The following is an 18,888-nucleotide window of genomic DNA, read 5'->3' as shown; positions in this document are numbered from 1 at the left end:
GACGCGACCGGGCCGGCTGTGCCTAGCCGGCCCGGTCCGGCGTATCCGCCCGACGGCCCCGGGCCGTGCCCGGCGGCGGCTGAGCCGGCCCGGCTGCCGCCGGCTCAGCTTCCGTCGCGCCGCACCGCCGCCCGGATCCAGGTCCAGACGCACCACACCAGCCAGCCCACCGAGACGGCCGCTGCGAGCGCGCGCAACCGCAGCGCGCTGAGCAGCAGGACGACGGCCAGCACGGCCAGCCACGGGCCGAAGACACGCATGCCGGTCCCTCCTGTCGCACCGGCCCTGCCGGTGGTGGATCCCGGCACCGACTTCTAGGGGTGGCGGGCCCTGCTGATCGCGGGTGTTCTGTGGCAAGCTTGCCGGCGCGGACCTCGCGCCGGTGACACCGATCCCACGATGACGAACGGGGATGGAATATTAATCCCATGAGAGCACGGGTACTGGTGGTCGACGACGACCCTGCGCTGGCCGAGATGCTCGGCATCGTGCTGCGCAACGAGGGGTTCCAGCCCTCCTTCGTCGCCGACGGGGAGCGCGCACTGGCCGCCTTCCGGGAGAACCGGCCCGACATCGTCCTGCTCGACCTGATGTTGCCCGGGATGAGCGGCATCGACGTGGCCCGTGCGATCCGGGGTGAGTCGGGCGTGCCGATCGTCATGCTGACCGCCAAGAGCGACACGGTCGACGTCGTGCTCGGGCTGGAGTCCGGGGCGGACGACTACGTGGTCAAGCCGTTCAAGCCCAAGGAGCTGGTGGCCCGGATGCGGGCCCGGCTGCGTCGGGGCGAGGACGCCGCGCCGGAGATGCTGACCATCGGACCGCCGGACAACCAGATCACCATCGACGTGCCGGCGCACACGGTCAGCCGCAACGGCGACGAGGTCAAGCTCACCCCGCTGGAGTTCGACCTGCTGGTCGCGCTGGCCCGCAAGCCGCGCCAGGTGTTCACCCGCGAGGTCCTGTTGGAGCAGGTCTGGGGATATCGGCACGCGGCCGACACGCGGCTGGTGAACGTACACGTGCAGCGGCTGCGCGCCAAGATCGAGCCGGACCCGGAGCGGCCGGAAATCATCCTGACCGTGCGGGGCGTGGGCTACAAGGCGGGTACGGGATAACCTGGGGACCACTGTGCGTGACTCCCCGACCTTCGTCGATCCGGCTTCCCGGGCCCACCGGTTCTCTGCCGCGTGGGCCTTCTGGCACGCCCTGCTCGGCTGGTCCGGCCGGCTCACCGCCGGGGTACGGCAGACCTGGCGGCGCTCCCTCCAGGTGCGTGTGGTGACCATCACACTGGTCGCCTCCAGCCTGCTGGTCGGTGGGTTCGCGTACCTGATCGCCGACAAGATCACCGGCATCCTGCTGGAGAACGCGCAGACCGACGTGCTGCTGCGGCTCACGAGCGGGCGGGAGTACTCCGAGAAGCAGTTCCGGGTGTTCAGCCAGCCGCAGGAGGCGAAGCTCCAGGAGACCCTGGACGGCACGGTCAACTACCTGGCCGGCGGGGGCGACCCGGCGCAGACCGGCGGGGTGGTGGTCGCCATCACCGCCGACCAGTACTCCGGCGTGCTGAAGTCGCGCACCTCGCTGGACGTGGACGTCCGGCCCCTGGTCAGCGCGGAGCTGCGGGCCGCGGTCGCGGACGGCCAGGTCGCCCACCAGATCCGCACCGGGCAGCTCACCGGCGAACGGACCACCTACCTGGTGTACGGCTCACCCGTGCCGACCCGCTTCGGCCAGGTCGAGCTGTACTACTTCGTACCGCTGACCCGGCAGGCCGAGACGGCCGGTGACGCGCGGGCCACCGTGGTCGCCACCGGGATGGCGCTGGTGCTCCTGCTCGGGCTGCTGGCCGCCCTGGTGACCCGGCTGGTGGTCAGCCCGGTCCGGGCGGCGGCCCGGACCGCCCAGCGTCTCTCCGCCGGCCTGCTCGACCAGCGGATGACCGTCAACGGCGAGGACGACCTCGCCCTGCTCGCCGCCTCGTTCAACCAGATGGCGACCAACCTCCAGCGGCAGATCCTGCGGCTGGAGGAGATGTCCCGTATCCAGCGCCGGTTCACCTCCGACGTCTCGCACGAGCTGCGGACCCCGTTGACCACGGTCCGGATGGCCGCCGACCTGATCTTCGCGGAGCGGGACGACTTCGACCCGGCGGTGGCCCGCAGCGCCGAGCTGCTCCAGGCCGAGCTGGACCGGTTCGAGGAACTCCTCACCGACCTGCTGGAGATCAGCCGATTCGACGCCGGGTTCGCGATGCTCGACGCCGAGCCGACCGACCTGGTGCCGGTGGTGCAGCGGGTGGCCGACCGGCTCGGCAGCCTCGCCGAGCGGGTCGGGGTGCCGCTGGAGCTGGACGTCCCGGCCAGTCCGGTGATCGCCGAGGTGGATCCGCGTCGGGTCGAGCGGGTGCTGCGCAACCTGGTCGGCAACGCGGTCGAGCACGGCGAGGGACGGCCGGTCCGGATCACCCTCGGCGTGGACGAGACCGCCGTGGCGGTGACCGTGCGCGACCACGGGGTGGGGCTGAAGCCGGGGGAGGAGAAGCTGGTGTTCAACCGGTTCTGGCGGGCCGACCCGTCCCGCGCCCGGCAGACCGGGGGGACCGGCCTCGGTCTCTCCATCAGCCTGGAGGACGCCCGGCTGCACGGCGGCTGGCTGGAGGCGTGGGGGGCACCGGGGCAGGGGGCCCAGTTCCGGCTCACCCTGCCCGCCCGCGCGGGGGACCGGTTGACCACCTCGCCGCTGCGACTGGTGCCCGCCGACGCCACGCTGCCCTTCGGTGGCCCGCGCGACGGGGAACTACTGGCGATCGGTCCCGGGCCCGGCGGGGCACTGGCCATCGGCCCGGCGGGAGACGGCGAGCGGGCCGAGGTCGGCCCGTGAACCGGCGGGTGGCGGCGGCACTGCTCACCGCCGCGCTGGTGGTCGTCGGGCCGACCGGCTGCGGCATCCCCCGGTTCTCCGAGGTGCGGGTGGACGGCCCGGGCCCGGTCGGGGAGGCCGGATCGGTCAACGGCCGCAACCGCGAGCCACCGCCGCGCGGTGCCAGCGGCAGCGACTCCGCCGCGTTCATCCGGAACCTCCTCGCCGCCCCGGCCGGTGAGCCGAACCGGGCGTACGACCGGGTGTTGCAGTTCATCGCGCCGGAGGACCGGAACCGGCTCCAGGCGAAGCAGGGCAGCGACTTCGCGGTGAACGTGGTCCGGCTGCTCGACGACCCGGTGACCACGGTGAACCCGCAGGGCACCACCGGCGAGGAGGCCACCTTCTCGGTCCGGGTCACCGTGCAGCAGGTCGGGCTGCTGCGGGCCAACGGCACGCTCGCGCCGCCGGTGGCGACCGAGTCGCAGTACCAGTTCGACCTGCGGGCCGCCGCGCCGGCCGGTTCCGGCGACGAGGACGCCGGCTACTACGTCGTGGACCCGCCGAGCACGCTGCTCCTCAGCGACGAGGCGCTCCGTGAGTACTACCGGCCCTCGACGATCTACTTTTGGAACTCCGACCAGACCCGGCTCGTCCCGGACCAGCGGTACCTCCCCCTCGCGGTGCCCCGGGAGCGCCGGGTCACCGAGGCGGTCGGCTGGCTCACCGACGGCCCGTCGGAGTGGCTGACCCCCACCGTGACCCGGCTGCCCGACGGCGCCCAACTGATCAACAACGCCACCGAGACCGACGGTCGGTGGGAGATCGACATCGCCATGTCGGGCGAGGACGGGACCAAGCTCGACCGGCTCGTCACCCAGCTCGCCTGGTCGCTACCGGACGTCGACGGCCCGCTGGAGTTGAAGGTGCGCAACCAGACCCGCCGGCAGATCCCCAGCGCCGCCGAGCATCGGCTCACCCACCCGGTGTACCAGGTCCGGCAGGACCCGCAGCGGTTCTGCGTGTACGAGGGGGAGGTGCGTCCGCTGGCGTTCCTCGGCGAGGTCAGCAGCACCGACCCGATTGCCCCGGCGGACAACCGCAACGTCGTCTCCGCCGGGCTCAGCCGGGCCGGGGAGCAGATCCTCGCCGCGCTCGTGGTGACCGACGGCCGACGTCAGCGGCTCGCGGTGGGCGGCGGGACGGCTCCGGTAGGGGTCACCGCCCGCAGCGCCGCGACGTACGCCTCGATCGGTCGGCCGGTGTGGCTGAAGACCCCGGACGTCCGGGCCGCGCACGGGCTGGTGGTCGCCGACGGCAGACTGCACCGCTTCGACACCAACGCCCAGCTCACCCCGGTGCCGCTGATCGTGCCCGGTCCGGTCACCGCGGTCGCCGCCGCGCTGGACGGGCACCGGATCGCCCTGGTCGTCGACGGCCGGCTGTACGTGGCGGCGGTGAGTGTGGACGGCGGCGGGGTCACCGTCGGACCGACCCGGCAGGTGCCCACCTCGCTGACCGCGCTCACCGCGGTGGACTGGGCCAGGGAGTCCCGGCTGGTCCTGGCCGGTGCGCAGGGCCAGCCGGCGGTCTTCGAGATCGGCGTTGACGGGGCCGGCGCCGAGGTCGCGCTCCGGACCGACCTGGGCGCGAAGGTGACCCACCTGGTGGCCTACCCGGACAACCGGGTCGCCCCGTTCACCCGTAGCCCGGTGATGTACGAGGCGAACCGGGTCACCTGGGCCGGGCCGCCGCTCACCCAGGTGCTGCGGGAACAGGTCCAGGTGGCCGGCCCGGCCGGGGCCGACGCCCGGCCGGGCAGCCCGACCGCCCCGTTCTTCCTCTACTGATCCGCATGCCGGACGGCCTCTGGGCGGATCTCGCCGACCTGGTGCTGCCGGTGGAGTGTGCGGGCTGCCGGACCCGGCGGACCCCGTTGCGGCACGGCTTCTGCGCCGACTGCGTCGCCACGCTGGGCGCGCTGCGGCCCGCTCCGGTACGCCCCGATCCCGTCCCCGCCGGCCTGCCACCCTGCGTCGCCCTCGGCCCGTACGACGGGGTGCTGCGGGAGGCGCTGCTGGCGTACAAGGAACGGGGTCGGCACGGCCTCGCCCGGCCGCTGGGCGGGTTGTTGGCCGAGGTGGTGGCGGCGGCGGTCGGCGAGGTCCGGCCGGTGCTGCTGGTGCCGGTGCCGGACACGGCCGCGGCGGCGCGTGCCCGCTACGGCGACCACCTCGGACGGCTGGCCCGGCACGCCGCGGCCCGGCTGCGGGCGGCGGGCTGGCCGGTGCGGGTGCGGCGGCCGGTGCGGGCCCTGCCCCGACCGGACTCGGTGGGGCTGGACAGCGCCGGCCGGGCGGCGGCAGCGGCCTCGGCGTTTCGGCTGAGGGCGTGGCCACCGGTCGGTCCGGTCGGGTCGGGCGGCACGGTGGTGGTGCTCGACGACATCCTCACCACCGGGGCCACCCTGGCGGCGGTGGGCCGGACGCTCGGTGCGGCCGGACTGCCGCCGGCGGTCGCGGCGGTCCTCGCGGCCACCCGGAAACGCCGATCGTAGTCACTCTCCGTCGTTCCGTTTCACCCCTTGGTGACCGAGCTGTGAAATTCTCTGGTCCGCCATGACAACCGGGGGTGACTGGTTCGCGAGGAGGAGTTAGCGTTTCGGTGTCGGGGGTAGGAGGGGTCCCATCCACCGCTCCCGGCGTGGAAGGAGGCGTAGCCGTACCAACCGGTCGACGCCGCAGGGATGCCCCCAGGGTCGGCCGGATCCAGATCGAAGACCATCCGATCAAGGGAGGTCACGTGGACATCGTGGTCAAGGGCCGTAACGTCGAAGTGCCGGACCATTACCGGGTGCACGTAGCAGAGAAACTTACCAAGATCGAGCGTTACGACCACAAGCTCATCCGGGTCGACGTTGAGTTGTTCCACGAGCGCAACCCGCGCCAGGCGGACCACTGCCAGCGCGTCGAGATCACCTGCGTGTCGCGCGGGCCGGTGATGCGGGCGGAAGCCTGCACCGACGACTTCTACAGCGCGCTCGACGCCGCCATCGCCAAGTTGGACACCCGGCTCCGTCGGGCGGCCGACCGCCGCCGTGTCCACCGGGGACGGCACGCACCGATCTCCGTCGCCGCCGCCACGGCCGGCCTGCCGGTCGCGGACCTCGGTGAGCCCACGTTCTCCACCGGCGCGTCCGGCACAGCCACCGCGGTCGCCGAACGGGACGAGGAGCCCGACGACCAGCCCTGGCACATCGCACGGGAGAAGGTGCACCCCGCCCAGCCGATGACCGTCGACGACGCCCTGTTCCAGATGGAACTCGTCGGCCACGACTTCTACCTGTTCCACAACAAGGAGTCCGGCCGGCCCTGCGTGGTCTACCGCCGTCACGCCTACGACTACGGTCTCATCTCCCTGGACATCTGAGTCCACACCCGCGGGGTGGGGGTCGCCCACCGGCGACCCCCACCCCGCCCCCTCTCCGCGTCGACCACGAGGCCGGCGGCGATCGTCGATCCGCCGTCACGGTCGACGGAGGGAGGGGCGGGGCGGGATCAGGAGAGGTCGCCGGGGAGGAGCGCGTAGATCACGGAGTCGACGCGGGTGCCGTCGGGGCCGGGGAGCCGACCACGCTGGATGCCCTCCCGACGGAACCCGGCCTTCTCCAGCACCCGTTGCGGCGCCACGTTCTCCGGCCGGCAGCCGGCCCACAGCCGGGCGACGCCCACCGTGCCGAACGCCCAGTCGACCAGCAGCCGTACCCCCCGGGTGAGCAGGCCACGACCCCGCCACTCGGGCAGCATGCTCGCGCCGAGCATGGCCTGACCGGTGCGCGGTTCGTCGTACCGCAGGGCGAGGCCGCCGCCCGCCTCCCCGCTGGCCACGTCGACCACGACCAGGTCCGCTACGGTGCCGACCAGCCAGTTGCTCGCCGCCACCCGGCAGCGCCGGTCGACCTCCCAGCGGGGCGGGGGTTCCGGCGGCACCCGGTTGGCGACCACCTCGGGCCGGGTGTGCAACCGGTACATCAGGTCCACGTCGTCCGGGCCGGTCGGGCGCAGCGCGACCACGCCGTCGGTCAGCCCGCCGGGCGGCAGGTCCGGCAGGAGCCGGGGCGTCGGGCCGGGCGGGTCGTCGGCGAGGCGCACCCAGGCGATCAGGTCGGACCGGCCGCCGCCGCGCTGCGCGGCGGCGGCCCGGCGTACCCCCTCGTGCCGGTAGCCGGCGGCCAGCGCGACCCGCTGGCTCGCGGCGTTCTCCTCCTCGGTGAGCAGTTCCAGCCGGACCAGGCCGGTGGCGAAGGCGTGCCCGGTCAGCGCCCGGGTCGCGGCGGTGGCCACGCCCCGGCCCCGGGCCCACGGCGCCACCCAGTACCCGATCTCCCCCTGCCGGCGCATCGGCACCAGCCGGTCGACGCCCACCGCGCCGAGGAGCCGGTCGGAGTCCGGATCGGTGACGGCGTACGCCGTCCCACCGCCGGCTGCGGCGGCCGGGGCGCTCTCGGTGATCCAGCGGCGGGCGTCCGCCTCGGTGTACGGGCTGGGCAGCCCGCCGAGGAAGCGCCGGATGAGCGGATCGTTGCAGGCGGCCACCAGGTCGGCTACGTCGGTGTCCCGGTACGGCCGCAGCCGCACCCCGTCGCCCTCGATCACCCGTGGTTCCATCTCGTCTCCCGTTCGGTCTCGGATCGGGGCCGCTGTCCGGCCCGGCCCCGGCGGGCGGTGGGGCCGGCGACGTGCCCGGCGGCGCGCCTCACCGTCCGGCCTGGTCGTCGGCGAGCAGCGCGCCCAGCCAGGCGTCGGCGCGCGTGCCGCGGTACGCGATCCCCGCCCGGGAGGTGCCCTCCATCCGGAAGCCGGCCTTCTCGGCGGCCCGGCGTGAGGCGGTGTTGCCGACGTTGGCCCGCCACTCGACCCGGGCCAGCCCGAGGGTGGCGAACCCCCAGGTGGACACCGCCGCCAGGGCGGCCGGCAGGTAGCCCCGGCCGCGCGCGTGCGGCGCGGTCAGGAAGCCGACGTCGGCCAGCCCCGGATCCACCGGGGAGATGCGCAGGTCGACGTTGGCCACGTACGCGTCGTCGGGGTCCGCGACGGTGAAGCAGGCGGCCCGCCCGTCGGCCCAGGTCGACCGGTGGTAGGCGAGGTACGCCTCGGCGTCCGAGCGCTGGTACGGGTCGGGCACGCTGGTCCAGCGGACGGTCTCCGGGTCCCGGCAGGTGGTGACGAGGGCGTCCAGGTCCCGCTCGTCCATCGCGCGCAGCCGCAGCTCGACCGCGCCGACGGTGGCGAACAGCTCGGGGTGCGGCCGGCCGAAGACCGCCGCGTGGCGGGCCGCCAGGGTGCCCGGCCCGGCCGGTCCGGAGGCGCCGGGCTCGGGCACCTCGCCGGGCAGCAGCGAGCCGATCCAGCCGTCCTCGGGGCCCTCGGGCGGTGGCGCGGCCAGCCGGAGCCGACCCTCGATGCGGAAGCCGGCGCGCAGTGCGGCGAGTCGGGAGGCGTGGTTGCCCAGCCCGGCCTGCCAGACGATCCGGCGCAGTTCCAGCCGGTCGAAGGCCCACCGGGCCACCGCCCGGGTCGCCCGCGCGGCGAGGTTGCGCCCCCGGGCCCACGGGGCGGTCCAGTAGCCGATCTCACCGGATCGCAGCCCGCGGTCGATGCTGACCAGGCCGCAGGAGCCGAGCAGCTCGCCGCTGCCGGCGTCGCAGACGGCGAAGGTCGCCGAGGTGCCGTCGGCCCAGCCCCGGGGGGCGAGGTCGGTCACGAAACCCGTGGCGTGCTCCGGCAGGTACGGTCGGGGTACCGTGGTCCAGCGCTGGATGTCCGGGTCCTGGCAGGCCCGGTGCACGTCGTCGGCGTCGGCGGGCCGCCATGGGCGTAGCAGCAGGCCGTCCTCGATGATCTCCACAGGCTCCACGGAGCCATCGTGCCCGACCGTTCGCGCTGGGCGTAACCGCATATCCCCGTGCCACGGTCGTGACGCGCGTCTTATGTCGGTTTCCGTGGACCTCACGTACGCCACCAGTGACCATTGGGCCGATGGAGCGCCTACGATGGTTCGAGACTGTCTAGGGGAGCGTTGATCCGTGTCGATTCTGGAAAAGGTCCTTCGCGCCGGCGAGGGTCGCATGGTGCGCCGGTTGAAGGCCATCGCCGCCGCCGTCAGCTCGATCGAGGACGAGTACGTCAACCTCACCGACGACGAGCTGCGCGGCATGACCGACCACTTCAAGGAGCGGATCGCCGACGGGGAGTCCCTCGACGACCTGTTGCCCGAGGCGTTCGCCGTGTGTCGGGAGGCGGCGGCCCGGGTGCTCGGTCAGCGGCCGTACGACGTCCAGGTCATGGGTGGGGCGGCGCTGCACTTCGGCAACATCGCCGAGATGAAGACCGGTGAGGGCAAGACCCTGACCTCGGTCATGCCGGTCTACCTCAACGCCCTGTCCGGCAAGGGCGTGCACGTGGTCACCGTCAACGACTACCTGGCCCAGCGCGACGCCGAGTGGATGGGGCGGGTACACGAGTTCCTCGGCCTCACCGTCGGCGTGGTCCTGCCGAACCGGCCGGCGTCCGAGCACCGGGCCGCGTACGAGTGCGACATCACCTACGGCACCAACAACGAGTTCGGCTTCGACTACCTGCGCGACAACATGGCCTGGTCCCGCGACGACCTGGTCCAGCGCGGCCACAACTTCGCGGTGGTCGACGAGGTCGACTCGATCCTGATCGACGAGGCCCGGACCCCGCTGATCATCTCGGGTCCGGCCGAGCACTCCGCCCGGTGGTACCAGGAGTTCGCCACGGTGGTGGCCCGCCTCCAGGCCGGCAAGGACGGCGAGGGCGACTACGAGGTCGACTACGCCAAGCGCACCATCGCGGTCACCGAGCGTGGCGTGGCCAAGGTCGAGGACCGGCTCGGCATCGACAACCTGTACGAGTCGGTGAACACCCCGCTGGTCGGCTACCTCAACAACGCGATCAAGGCCAAGGAGCTCTACAAGCGCGACAAGGACTACATCGTCAACGACGGTGAGGTCATGATCGTCGACGAGTTCACCGGCCGTATCCTGCACGGCCGCCGGTACAACGAGGGCATGCACCAGGCGATCGAGGCCAAGGAGGGGGTGGAGATCAAGCAGGAGAACCAGACCCTGGCCACCATCACCCTCCAGAACTACTTCCGCCTCTACAACCGGCTCTCCGGCATGACCGGTACGGCGCAGACCGAGGCGGGCGAGTTCAACAAGGTCTACAAGGTCGGCGTCGTGAGCATCCCGACGCACCGGCCGATGGTCCGCCAGGACCGCCCCGACGTGATCTACAAGACCGAGAAGGCCAAGTTCAACGCGGTGGTGGAGGACATCGCCGAGCGGCACGTGGCCGGTCAGCCGGTGCTGGTCGGCACGGTCTCGGTGGAGAACTCGGAGATCCTCTCCACGCTGCTGCGGCGGCGCGGCATCCCGCACGCGGTGCTGAACGCGAAGTTCCACGCCCGGGAGGCGGAGATCGTCGCCCAGGCCGGCCGGAAGGGCGCGGTCACCGTCGCCACCAACATGGCCGGCCGTGGCACGGACATCCTGCTCGGCGGCAACCCCGAGTTCCTCGCCGCCTCCGAGCTGCGTCAGCGTGGCCTCGACCCGGCCGAGGAGCCGGAGGAGTACGCCAAGGCGCTGGAGGAGATCCTGCCCAAGTGGAAGCAGGCCTGCGAGGCGGAGGCCGAGGAGGTCGGCGCCGCCGGTGGCCTGTACGTGCTGGGCACCGAGCGGCACGAGTCCCGCCGGATCGACGACCAGCTGCGCGGCCGGTCCGGCCGGCAGGGCGACCCGGGTGAGTCGCGCTTCTACCTCTCGCTCCAGGACGAGCTGATGAAGCGGTTCCGGGCCGGTGCGGTCGAGGCGGTGATGGAGCGCTTCAACATCCCCGAGGACGTGCCCATCGAGTCGAAGATGGTCACCCGCCAGATCAAGAGCGCCCAGGCGCAGATCGAGGGCCAGAACGCCGAGATCCGCAAGAACGTCCTCAAGTACGACGAGGTCATGAACAAGCAGCGGCAGGTGGTCTACGCCGAGCGGCTGCGCGTGCTCAACGGGGAGGACCTCTCCGACCAGGTGCGCAACATGATCGACGACGTCGTCGGGGCGTACGTCGTGGGGGCCACCAGCGACGGGTACGCCGAGGACTGGGACCTCGAACAGCTCTGGACGAACCTCAAGCAGCTCTACCCGGTCGGCGTGACCATCGAGGAGCTGGAGGAGGAGGTCGGCGGCTCGCGGGCCAGCATCGACCAGGACTTCCTGGTCAGCCGGCTCAAGGAGGACGCGAACGCCGCGTACGACCGCCGTGAGGAGTCCCTCGGCGAGGAGGCGGTACGCCAGCTGGAGCGGATGGTCCTGCTCCAGGTGATCGACCGCAAGTGGCGTGAGCACCTCTACGAGATGGACTACCTCCAGGAGGGCATCAGCCTGCGGGCGTACGCCCAGCGCGACCCGGTGGTGGAGTACCAGCGCGAGGGCTTCGACATGTTCGCCACCATGATGGACGGCATCAAGGAGGAGACGGTCGGCTTCCTCTACAACCTGGATGTCCAGGTCGAGGAGCCCACGCCGGAGCCGGAGCAGGTCCAGCTGCTGGAGAAGCCGGTCGAGATCCGGGCCAAGGGTCTCAACCGGGCCCCGCAGCAGCAGGGCCTCCAGTACTCCGCGCCGACCATCGACGGGGAGGCCGGCGCGGGTGCGGTCGCCGTGGAACGGCCGGAGGAGCAGCCCGCCGAGCCGCCGCGCCAGTCCGCCCCGGCGCTCGGCGTCGGTGGATCCGCTCCCCAGCGGCCCACGCCGTCCCGTCCGTCGGCCGGCCTGCGTGGCCCCGCAGCCCCGACCCCGAGTGCCCGGCGGGCGCCCACCGGCCAGGCCGAGGGGGGCAACGGCCCGTCCCGGAACGCGCCCTGCCCGTGCGGCTCCGGCCGGAAGTACAAGCGCTGCCACGGCGCGCCCAACGGCGGCAACTGACCGACGAACACGACCGACGAGGGGCGTCCACCGTACGCGGTGGGCGCCCCTCGCGGCGTTCTCCGGGGTTGGACCGGGGCTGGACTGCGGTGCACACTCCGCGCCGGTTGCGGCTTACGCATCGGGCCGGCTGCGGTGCACACTCCGCGCCGGTTGCGGCTCACGCTCCCGGGTGCGGACCGGGGGAGCGGGGACGACTCAGAGGATCTGGAGGACGACGCAGATCCAGCCCGGCCCACGACGCTCCAGGCGTAACGCCATCGCCCAGCTCCGTCCGTTCGGGGCGGCGAGCACCGCGGCGGCCTCGATCGCGGCCGGCTGCGGCTGGCACACCCGGAGGCGGCGTAGCCGCACCATGGGGCGGGTGGCGCGTCGCCGCACCGGCCCGAGCCGGGAGGTAGCCAGGGCGAGCTGTTCCAGCACGGCGGCCGTGCGCAGCGGGTCGGTGAGTGGTCGGAGTTGGCCGGGCGGCCGGTAGCCGTTGACGACCTCCAGGCAGGTGCCGACGAACCGGTGCGCCGCCCGGGTGGCCTCCGGGGTGGCGGTGGCGGGCGGCCCGACGGCGGGAGCGGCCGGTCGGGGCGGGCGCGGCGCGGTGGGACGGCGGGTGGCTCGCCCGACGGGCCGCCCCCGGCCGGGGCGGCCGGCGTCGACCAGGTCGAGGGCGAGCTGGGCGGCGGACGGACGGGGCCAGAGATCGGCGAGCTGATCGTCGGCGAACGGCGGGTCGAGGGGCGGCGCGGGTCGCAACCGGACCGGGGGACGTGGTGGCACCGGACTGCGGGAGTCGACCATCAGATCCCCTTCATTCCTTCGTTTGCCTACGTTTGCCTCCGACAGCCTCCATCTTCAGACATGGAACGGCTCCGGTCAATGTCCGTCGGTGATCGGACGGCTACTCGGTGGCGTCGCGTTCGGTGAGCGGATTGGCCCGTACCCACTCGGCGGTCTCGGCGTACTTGCGCTGGATGTACTCCTCCAGCCCGGCGCGTTCCACCCGCCACTGCCCCCGCCCGCCGATCTTGATAGCGGGCAGCTCGCCGCTGCGGACCATGTGGTAGACCTGCGAGTCGGTGACGTTGAGCTCGGCCGCCACGTCGGACAGCAGCAGGAACCTCGGTTCCATGTCAGACCCCTCGCGTTGCCGGCGTTTGCCTCAGTTTGCCACCGGTGGGCCCCAGGGCGCACCGGGCCGGGCGGGGATGCCTTTCCGCCGGTCGTGCCGGGTGTACTACGGTCACGGCGTCCGGCACGGCCGGCGTCCCGGCCGGAGGACCGGCCGGCCTCGAGCGGGGAGACCAGCGTGACCGACGACCTTGTCCGGGCGTACGTGCCGGCGACCGTACCGATGCTGACCCGGCTGCGCGACGAGGGCCTGCCGGCCGGTGCGGTGCACGCGGTCACGCCCGGCCTGCGCGAGTGGTACGCCGAGGGTGACGAGGAGGAGCTGGAGTACGTCGCCTTCACCCGGGCCGCCCAGGACGCGCTGCGACTGCTGCACGACGACCCGTCCGCGCCCCGTCGACGCGCGGTGGTCTCGGTGGACGTGCCGGCCGGGGCGCTGGGTCGGCCCGACGGCGAACTCGGCTCCAGTGTCGTCCACCTGTCCCGGCCGGTCCCGTTGGAGGCGGTCGCCGCCCTGCACGTCGACGGTGCGGAGGCGACCGCGGACGTGACCGCCGCCGTGGCGGTCGTCGACCGGGCACTCGCCGGTGACGAGGACGCCCAGTTCACGGTCGACGGGGTGGAGGACCACGAACTGGAGTGGTACGACCCCTCCGAGCTGGACCTGCTGCTCCGTACCGTCTCCTGAGCGCGGGGCGGTCCTCGGGCCGTCGGCGGTCGCTCAGCCGTCGGCCGGCTCGTCCTCGTCCTCGTCGTTGGCGGGGGTCGGGCCGAGCGTGCGGCCGAAGGCGATCATCGCGGTGAGCGCACCGACGAAGAGCACCCAGATGCCGTTGTCGAGCCGGGAGGTGCCCAGGGTGGTCTGGGCCACCGCGTCCGCCTCGCTGAGCGCCGCGGCCAGGTCGAGCAGTGAGCGCCCGCCGATCCGGAGGACCACCTCGGTGAGCAGCAGCAGCAGACCCGGCCCGGCCCCGGCCACCAGGTACGCCGGCCACCGGTCGGCCGGCGCTTCCGGGTCCCGCCGCAGTGCCCGGCGCCGGGCCAGGTGGAGGTAGCCGAAGGCGACCACACCGGCCACCAGTCCGGCGAGCAGGGACTCGGTGCGGGAGACCCACCGGGCCGCCCCGACCATGGCCTCCTGGGTGCCGCCACCGCCGTAGAGCTCGAACAGCGGATCGCGGACCCGGCTGAACGCGACCACGAAGACCAGGACCGTGAGGGTGGCGGCGACCATGGCCCCGACCACCCGGGCGTTGCGGGCGCCGGCCAGCGCGCCACCGACGACGGCGGCTGCGGCGGTGGTGCCGGCGATCACGTTCGTGGTCGCGTTGTCGGCGTAGAAGAGGTTGATCGTCACGGCGGTGAGCAGCCCGACGAGCAGGCCGACCCCGGTGGCCGTGACGAAGCGGAGGGTGGCCCGGTCGACACCCCGGCGGGCCAGCAGGTTGGTCCCCGCGAGCGCCATCCCACCGCCGGCGACCAGGGCCGCCGAGATCACCCCGGGCAGCGCGTACGCGGAGAGGCTGACCGCCGTGACACCGGCCTGCGCGGACGTGATCGCGGCCCGGGTGGACCACAGCATGGCGGCCAGCCAGCCGAGTGCGAGCAGCGCGAGGAGGGCAGCCGCCGGCGAACCCGCTGGGACGGTGGTCTCCCCGGCCGACGGGCCGTCGACCGGCTGGTCCGGGTCCGCGGCCGTCGAGCTGCCGGGCTGCTGGGTCATCGTCTCCCCTTCGACGCGAACGCGCGCCAGCGACCCACCTCCGACGGGTACGGGCACGGTCTCCGACGGGTACGGGAAGGTGGCGAGCGGGTCACCGGCTCCCCAGGGTACGCGCCCGCCCGCCCGGCCGGCCCGGGTGTGAGCAGGGGTCCCCTGTTACCGCTTTTTGCCGAGCAGGGGACCCCTGCACCCACCTCATCCGGGTGGGACGTGGCCGGCTAGGTGGGTGGGGTCGGTCGTGGGAGAATCGCGGCAGGTCCCGTCGCCGCGATCCGGTGAAGCGTCACGCCCGGTGGCCGGCCGTCCGGTCGGTGGCTGCGGGTCCGGTTTCGCCACCGCCGTCGAGATCGCCAGGAGCTGTGATGGACGCCGTGTTCTCCGTACCCGAACCGCGTAACGAGCCGGTACGCGCCTACGAGCCGGGCAGTGCCGATCGGGAGCGGCTCCAGCGGCGTCTCGCCGAACTGGCCGCCGAGCGGCTTGACCTGACCATGACCGTCGCCGGTGAGCAGCGGATGGCCGGCGGCGAGCGGATCGACGTGGTGCAGCCGCACCGGCACGCGCACGTGCTCGGGGTCACCGCGCACGCCGACCACGCGGACGCGCGGGCGGCGGTCAAGGCGGCCCTGGACGCGGCTCCGATGTGGCGGGCGCTGCCGTTCGAGGAGCGGGCGGCGATCTTCCTGCGCGCGGCCGAGCTGCTCGCCGGCCCGTGGCGGGACACGCTCAACGCCGCCACCATGCTCGGCCAGTCGAAGACGGTGGTCCAGGCCGAGATCGACTCGGCCTGCGAGTTCGTGGACTTCCTCAGGTTCAACGTGCACTTCGCGCGGAGGTTGCTGGCGGAGCAGCCGATGTCGTCGCCCGGGGTGTGGAACCGGTTCGACCACCGCCCGCTGGAGGGCTTCGTCTACGCGATCACTCCGTTCAACTTCACCGCGATCGCCGGCAACCTGCCCTCGGCCCCGGCGCTGCTCGGCAACACCGTGGTCTGGAAGCCCGCGCCGACCCAGCAGTTCGCGGCGCACTTCACCATGCGCCTGTTCGAGGCGGCCGGGCTGCCGCCCGGTGTGATCAACATGGTCACCGGTCGGGGCGAGGAGGTCTCCGAGGTGGTCCTCGCCGACCCCGACCTGGCCGGCATCCACTTCACCGGCTCGACCAAGGTGTTCCAGCACCTCTGGCGGACCGTCGGGGACAACATCGCCCGGTACCGGGGCTACCCCCGGCTGGTCGGCGAGACCGGCGGCAAGGACTTCGTGGTGGCGCATCCCAGCGCCGACGGGGACGCGCTGCACACCGCCCTGATCCGGGGCGCCTACGAGTACCAGGGGCAGAAGTGCTCGGCGGCGTCGCGGGCGTACGTTCCCCGGTCCATCTGGGAGGGCGGACTGCGGGACCGGCTGGCCGCCACCGCCGAGTCGCTGACCTACGGCGACGTGACCGACCTCGCCAACTTCGGTGGTGCGGTGATCGACGCGAAGGCGTTCGACCGGCACGCCGCCGCGTTGGAGCTGATCTCCTCTGACGACAGTTGCCGGGTGCTGGCCGGCGGCACCGCCGACGACTCGGAGGGTTGGTTCGTCCGGCCGACCCTGTTCGAGTGCACCGACGGCACGCACGAGACGTTCACCACCGAGTACTTCGGGCCGATCCTCGGCGTGCACGTCTTCGACGACGCCCGCTTCGACGACGTGGTCGCCCAGGCCGAGTCGGTGGCCCCGTACGCGCTGACCGGGTCCATCTTCGCGACGGACCGCCGGGTGGTGGAGGCGGTCGCGGAGCGGATGCGGTACGCGGCCGGCAACTTCTACGTCAACGACAAGCCGACCGGCGCGGTGGTCGGGCAGCAGCCGTTCGGAGGTGCCCGGGCCAGCGGCACCAACGACAAGGCCGGCTCCTGGCACAACCTGGTCCGCTGGATGTCACCACGCACCATCAAGGAGACCTTCGTCCCACCGACGGATCACACCTACCCGCACATGGGCTGAGGTCGTCCGGGCGCCTCGCGTCCGATCGTGTCGTCCCGACGGGCCCCGTTCCGCCGTCCATCGGCGGGGCGGGGCCCGTCGGCATGCCGTCGGACTGACCCGCCGTGGTGGAATCTAGACGAAAACGGACATGGGGTCAGGCGTTTCATGTACCCTGCGTAATCAAATGATCATATAGGTAGGCGTCCTCCAGGCTCCCCAATGTATCGATCATCCTCAATGGACTGTCGTCCTCCGACAGTGCACATAGGAAGTCACGGGGTGTGCTGATTGCGCCAAATCCTGGACGCCGGGTCAGCAAAGTGGCAGCGTAATGGGCATGGCGGATTCCGGAATCAATCCCACAGCGGCGGCCCTGCTCGGGCTGCTCCATGAGGGTCCCATGACAGGCGGTCAACTGATGGCCGCCGCCGAGCGCCGGCTGGCGCCCTACTGGTCGATGACCCGCAGTCAGGTCTACCGAGAGTTGCCGGTCCTGGCCGAGCGCGGACTCGTACGGATGGGTAAGCCCGGTCCACGCTCCAGCCAGCCGTACGCGATCACCCCGTCCGGGAAGCGGACGTTCTCCCGCTGGCTGGCGGAGGGGCCGGGCAAGGACACCATCCGCAACCCGGTCGCGTTGCGGATCGCCTTCGGCGAACTGCACTCGGCGACCCAGCTGCGCAACCTCTACACCTCGGCGAACGAATACCACACCGAGGCGCTGGCGCACGTCCGTGAGCAGGTGCGCAACGCCAAGAAGGAGGGCGCCTCCTTCGACGCGAGCGCCCTGGAGTTCGCGGTCGCCTACCACAAGGCCGCCCTGACCTGGCTGAAGAACGCCCCGGTCCCCGGCTGAGCGCCGATCCGCCGCCGGGCCCGCCCGCGGACCGTGGAGTCGTACCAGCCCGCTGACCACCCGCACGACGCCACCAGGCACCCCGGACCGGGGGCCGGCGACGCCCGCCGGGCCCCTCGCCCGGAAGCTTTCCGCTCCGACGGCGGGCCTCGCCGGCCCGCCGCCCGCTTCCGCCGGTACGCTTGGCTGTCGTGACCGCTGCCGATTACGCCGAACAGCTCAAGGAACTCGACGCGACCCTGCGCAACATCGAGGCCGTCCTCAACCTCGACCGGCTGCACGAGGACAAGGCCCGGCTCGAGCAGGCGGCCTCCGCGCCGGACCTGTGGGACGACCAGGCCCGCGCCCAGCAGGTGACCTCGCAGCTGTCGTACGTCAACGGCGAGATCAGCAAGCTGGGCAGCCTGCGGTCCCGGCTCGACGACGCCCGCGTCCTGCTGGAGCTGGCCGAGGCCGAGTCGGACTCCAGCGTGCTCACCGAGGTGGAGACCGAGATCGCCGGGCTGGGCAAGGCCATCCAGGAGATGGAGGTGCGCACCCTGCTCTCCGGGGAGTACGACTCCCGGGAGGCGCTGGTGGCGATCCGGGCCGGGGCCGGCGGCGTGGACGCGGCGGACTTCGCCGAGATGCTGCTGCGGATGTATCTGCGCTGGGCCGAGCGGCACGGCTACCCGACCGAGGTCTACGAGACCTCGTACGCCGAGGAGGCCGGGTTGAAGTCGGCGACCTTCGCGGTGAAGGTCCCGTACGCGTTCGGCACCCTCAGCGTCGAGTCCGGCACCCACCGGCTGGTCCGGATCAGCCCCTTCGACAACCAGGGGCGGCGGCAGACCAGCTTCGCCGGGGTCGAGGTGCTGCCGGTGGTGGAGCAGACCGACCACATCGACATCCCCGAGAACGAGATGCGCATCGACGTCTACCGGTCCTCCGGGCCGGGCGGCCAGAGCGTCAACACCACCGACTCGGCGGTCCGGATCACCCACATCCCGACCGGCATCGTGGTCACCTGCCAGAACGAGAAGTCCCAGCTCCAGAACAAGGCGTCCGCGATGCGGGTGCTCCAGGCCCGGCTGTTGGAGCGCAAGCGTCAGGAAGAGCAGGCCAAGATGGAGGGGCTCAAGACCGACGCGGCCGGCTCGTGGGGTGACCAGATGCGCTCGTACGTCCTGCACCCGTACCAGATGGTGAAGGATCTGCGTACCGAGCACGAGACGGGCAACCCGACCTCGGTCTTCGACGGTGAGCTGGACGCCTTCATCGAGGCGGGGGTCCGGTGGCGGAAGCAGCAGCAGCTCGCCGCTGACGGTGCGTGATCGACTCCGGGCGCAGCGCGTTGATCGAT

At 72.6% G+C, this 18,888-nt stretch carries 16 protein-coding genes; 10 read left to right on the top strand and 6 right to left on the bottom strand.

What is annotated here, in order from left to right:
* Positions 1-104: 104 nt before the first annotated feature.
* On the bottom strand, positions 105-260 hold the full coding sequence (locus ACIBJE_RS12050) for a hypothetical protein (RefSeq protein ID WP_396746935.1): 156 nt from the start codon (positions 258-260) through the stop codon (positions 105-107).
* A gap of 168 nt (positions 261-428) precedes the next feature.
* On the opposite strand from ACIBJE_RS12050, the gene mtrA reads away from it, so the two are divergent.
* The 5 genes from mtrA (at position 429) to hpf (ending at position 6,294) form a co-directional block, all read left to right on the top strand.
* Entirely contained in the window at positions 429-1,118 is a 690-nt protein-coding gene (gene mtrA / locus ACIBJE_RS12045) for an MtrAB system response regulator MtrA (protein WP_145834018.1), read from the top strand.
* Between the two features lie 91 nt (positions 1,119-1,209).
* On the top strand, positions 1,210-2,886 hold the full coding sequence (gene mtrB / locus ACIBJE_RS12040; RefSeq protein WP_396747627.1) for an MtrAB system histidine kinase MtrB: 1,677 nt from the start codon (positions 1,210-1,212) through the stop codon (positions 2,884-2,886).
* A complete protein-coding gene (locus ACIBJE_RS12035; protein WP_396746931.1) occupies positions 2,883-4,715 on the top strand; it encodes an LpqB family beta-propeller domain-containing protein in 1,833 nt (610 codons plus the stop codon). The genes mtrB and ACIBJE_RS12035 overlap by 4 nt, the downstream gene beginning before the upstream one ends.
* Before the next feature lie 5 nt (positions 4,716-4,720).
* Complete coding sequence (locus ACIBJE_RS12030) at positions 4,721-5,422, top strand: ComF family protein (protein ID WP_396746928.1); 702 nt, start codon at positions 4,721-4,723, stop codon at positions 5,420-5,422.
* A gap of 245 nt (positions 5,423-5,667) precedes the next feature.
* Positions 5,668-6,294 carry a ribosome hibernation-promoting factor, HPF/YfiA family gene (gene hpf, locus ACIBJE_RS12025; protein WP_396746925.1) on the top strand — a complete coding sequence of 209 codons (627 nt, stop codon included), beginning with the start codon at positions 5,668-5,670 and terminating at the stop codon, positions 6,292-6,294.
* 128 nt (positions 6,295-6,422) lie between these two features.
* Here the strand turns inward: hpf and ACIBJE_RS12020 are convergent, their stop codons facing one another.
* Positions 6,423-7,532, bottom strand: coding sequence for a GNAT family N-acetyltransferase (locus tag ACIBJE_RS12020; RefSeq protein ID WP_396746922.1), 1,110 nt, complete (start codon positions 7,530-7,532; stop codon positions 6,423-6,425).
* An 88-nt stretch (positions 7,533-7,620) separates the two neighbouring features.
* The gene (locus tag ACIBJE_RS12015; protein ID WP_396746919.1) at positions 7,621-8,781 is read right to left on the bottom strand and encodes a GNAT family N-acetyltransferase; all 1,161 of its coding nucleotides are present in this window, start codon (positions 8,779-8,781) and stop codon (positions 7,621-7,623) included.
* A gap of 169 nt (positions 8,782-8,950) precedes the next feature.
* On the opposite strand from ACIBJE_RS12015, the gene secA reads away from it, so the two are divergent.
* Positions 8,951-11,869, top strand: a complete 2,919-nt coding sequence (secA, locus tag ACIBJE_RS12010; protein ID WP_396746916.1) for a preprotein translocase subunit SecA — start codon at positions 8,951-8,953, stop codon at positions 11,867-11,869.
* 198 nt (positions 11,870-12,067) lie between these two features.
* On the opposite strand, the gene ACIBJE_RS12005 is transcribed toward secA, so the two are convergent.
* Complete coding sequence (locus ACIBJE_RS12005; RefSeq protein ID WP_396746913.1) at positions 12,068-12,664, bottom strand: Rv3235 family protein; 597 nt, start codon at positions 12,662-12,664, stop codon at positions 12,068-12,070.
* Between the two features lie 100 nt (positions 12,665-12,764).
* On the bottom strand, positions 12,765-12,995 hold the full coding sequence (locus ACIBJE_RS12000; RefSeq protein WP_396746910.1) for a helix-turn-helix domain-containing protein: 231 nt from the start codon (positions 12,993-12,995) through the stop codon (positions 12,765-12,767).
* Between the two features lie 177 nt (positions 12,996-13,172).
* Here ACIBJE_RS12000 and ACIBJE_RS11995 point away from each other — a divergent pair, with 177 nt between their 5' ends.
* Positions 13,173-13,682, top strand: a complete 510-nt coding sequence (locus ACIBJE_RS11995; RefSeq protein ID WP_396746908.1) for a DUF6912 family protein — start codon at positions 13,173-13,175, stop codon at positions 13,680-13,682.
* 33 nt (positions 13,683-13,715) lie between these two features.
* Here the strand turns inward: ACIBJE_RS11995 and ACIBJE_RS11990 are convergent, their stop codons facing one another.
* A complete protein-coding gene (locus ACIBJE_RS11990; RefSeq protein WP_396746905.1) occupies positions 13,716-14,717 on the bottom strand; it encodes a hypothetical protein in 1,002 nt (333 codons plus the stop codon).
* A 362-nt stretch (positions 14,718-15,079) separates the two neighbouring features.
* Here ACIBJE_RS11990 and pruA point away from each other — a divergent pair, with 362 nt between their 5' ends.
* The 3 genes from pruA to prfB all read left to right on the top strand — a co-directional run bounded on the left by pruA (position 15,080) and on the right by prfB (position 18,859).
* A complete protein-coding gene (pruA, locus tag ACIBJE_RS11985) occupies positions 15,080-16,708 on the top strand; it encodes an L-glutamate gamma-semialdehyde dehydrogenase (RefSeq protein ID WP_396746902.1) in 1,629 nt (542 codons plus the stop codon).
* A 319-nt stretch (positions 16,709-17,027) separates the two neighbouring features.
* Entirely contained in the window at positions 17,028-17,546 is a 519-nt protein-coding gene (locus ACIBJE_RS11980; protein WP_396746899.1) for a PadR family transcriptional regulator, read from the top strand.
* A 191-nt stretch (positions 17,547-17,737) separates the two neighbouring features.
* Complete coding sequence (prfB, locus tag ACIBJE_RS11975; RefSeq protein WP_396746896.1) at positions 17,738-18,859, top strand: peptide chain release factor 2; 1,122 nt, start codon at positions 17,738-17,740, stop codon at positions 18,857-18,859.
* Positions 18,860-18,888: the final 29 nt, after the last annotated feature.

Source organism: Micromonospora sp. NPDC050187, assembly GCF_044459745.1.
Taxonomy (GTDB): domain Bacteria; phylum Actinomycetota; class Actinomycetes; order Mycobacteriales; family Micromonosporaceae; genus Micromonospora.
Note: the sequence above shows the minus strand (reverse complement) of the source record. Positions and strands in the feature narration are given on the sequence as shown.

Coding starts and splice junctions, on each gene's coding strand:
- pruA (WP_396746902.1), top strand. CDS start 15,080: ATGGACGCCGTGTTCTCCGTACCCGAACCGCGTAACGAGCCGGTACGC.
- ACIBJE_RS12000 (WP_396746910.1), bottom strand. CDS start 12,995: ATGGAACCGAGGTTCCTGCTGCTGTCCGACGTGGCGGCCGAGCTCAAC.
- ACIBJE_RS12030 (WP_396746928.1), top strand. CDS start 4,721: ATGCCGGACGGCCTCTGGGCGGATCTCGCCGACCTGGTGCTGCCGGTG.
- ACIBJE_RS11980 (WP_396746899.1), top strand. CDS start 17,028: ATGGCGGATTCCGGAATCAATCCCACAGCGGCGGCCCTGCTCGGGCTG.
- ACIBJE_RS12020 (WP_396746922.1), bottom strand. CDS start 7,532: ATGGAACCACGGGTGATCGAGGGCGACGGGGTGCGGCTGCGGCCGTAC.
- ACIBJE_RS12050 (WP_396746935.1), bottom strand. CDS start 260: ATGCGTGTCTTCGGCCCGTGGCTGGCCGTGCTGGCCGTCGTCCTGCTG.
- ACIBJE_RS12005 (WP_396746913.1), bottom strand. CDS start 12,664: ATGGTCGACTCCCGCAGTCCGGTGCCACCACGTCCCCCGGTCCGGTTG.
- mtrA (WP_145834018.1), top strand. CDS start 429: ATGAGAGCACGGGTACTGGTGGTCGACGACGACCCTGCGCTGGCCGAG.
- ACIBJE_RS11990 (WP_396746905.1), bottom strand. CDS start 14,717: ATGACCCAGCAGCCCGGCAGCTCGACGGCCGCGGACCCGGACCAGCCG.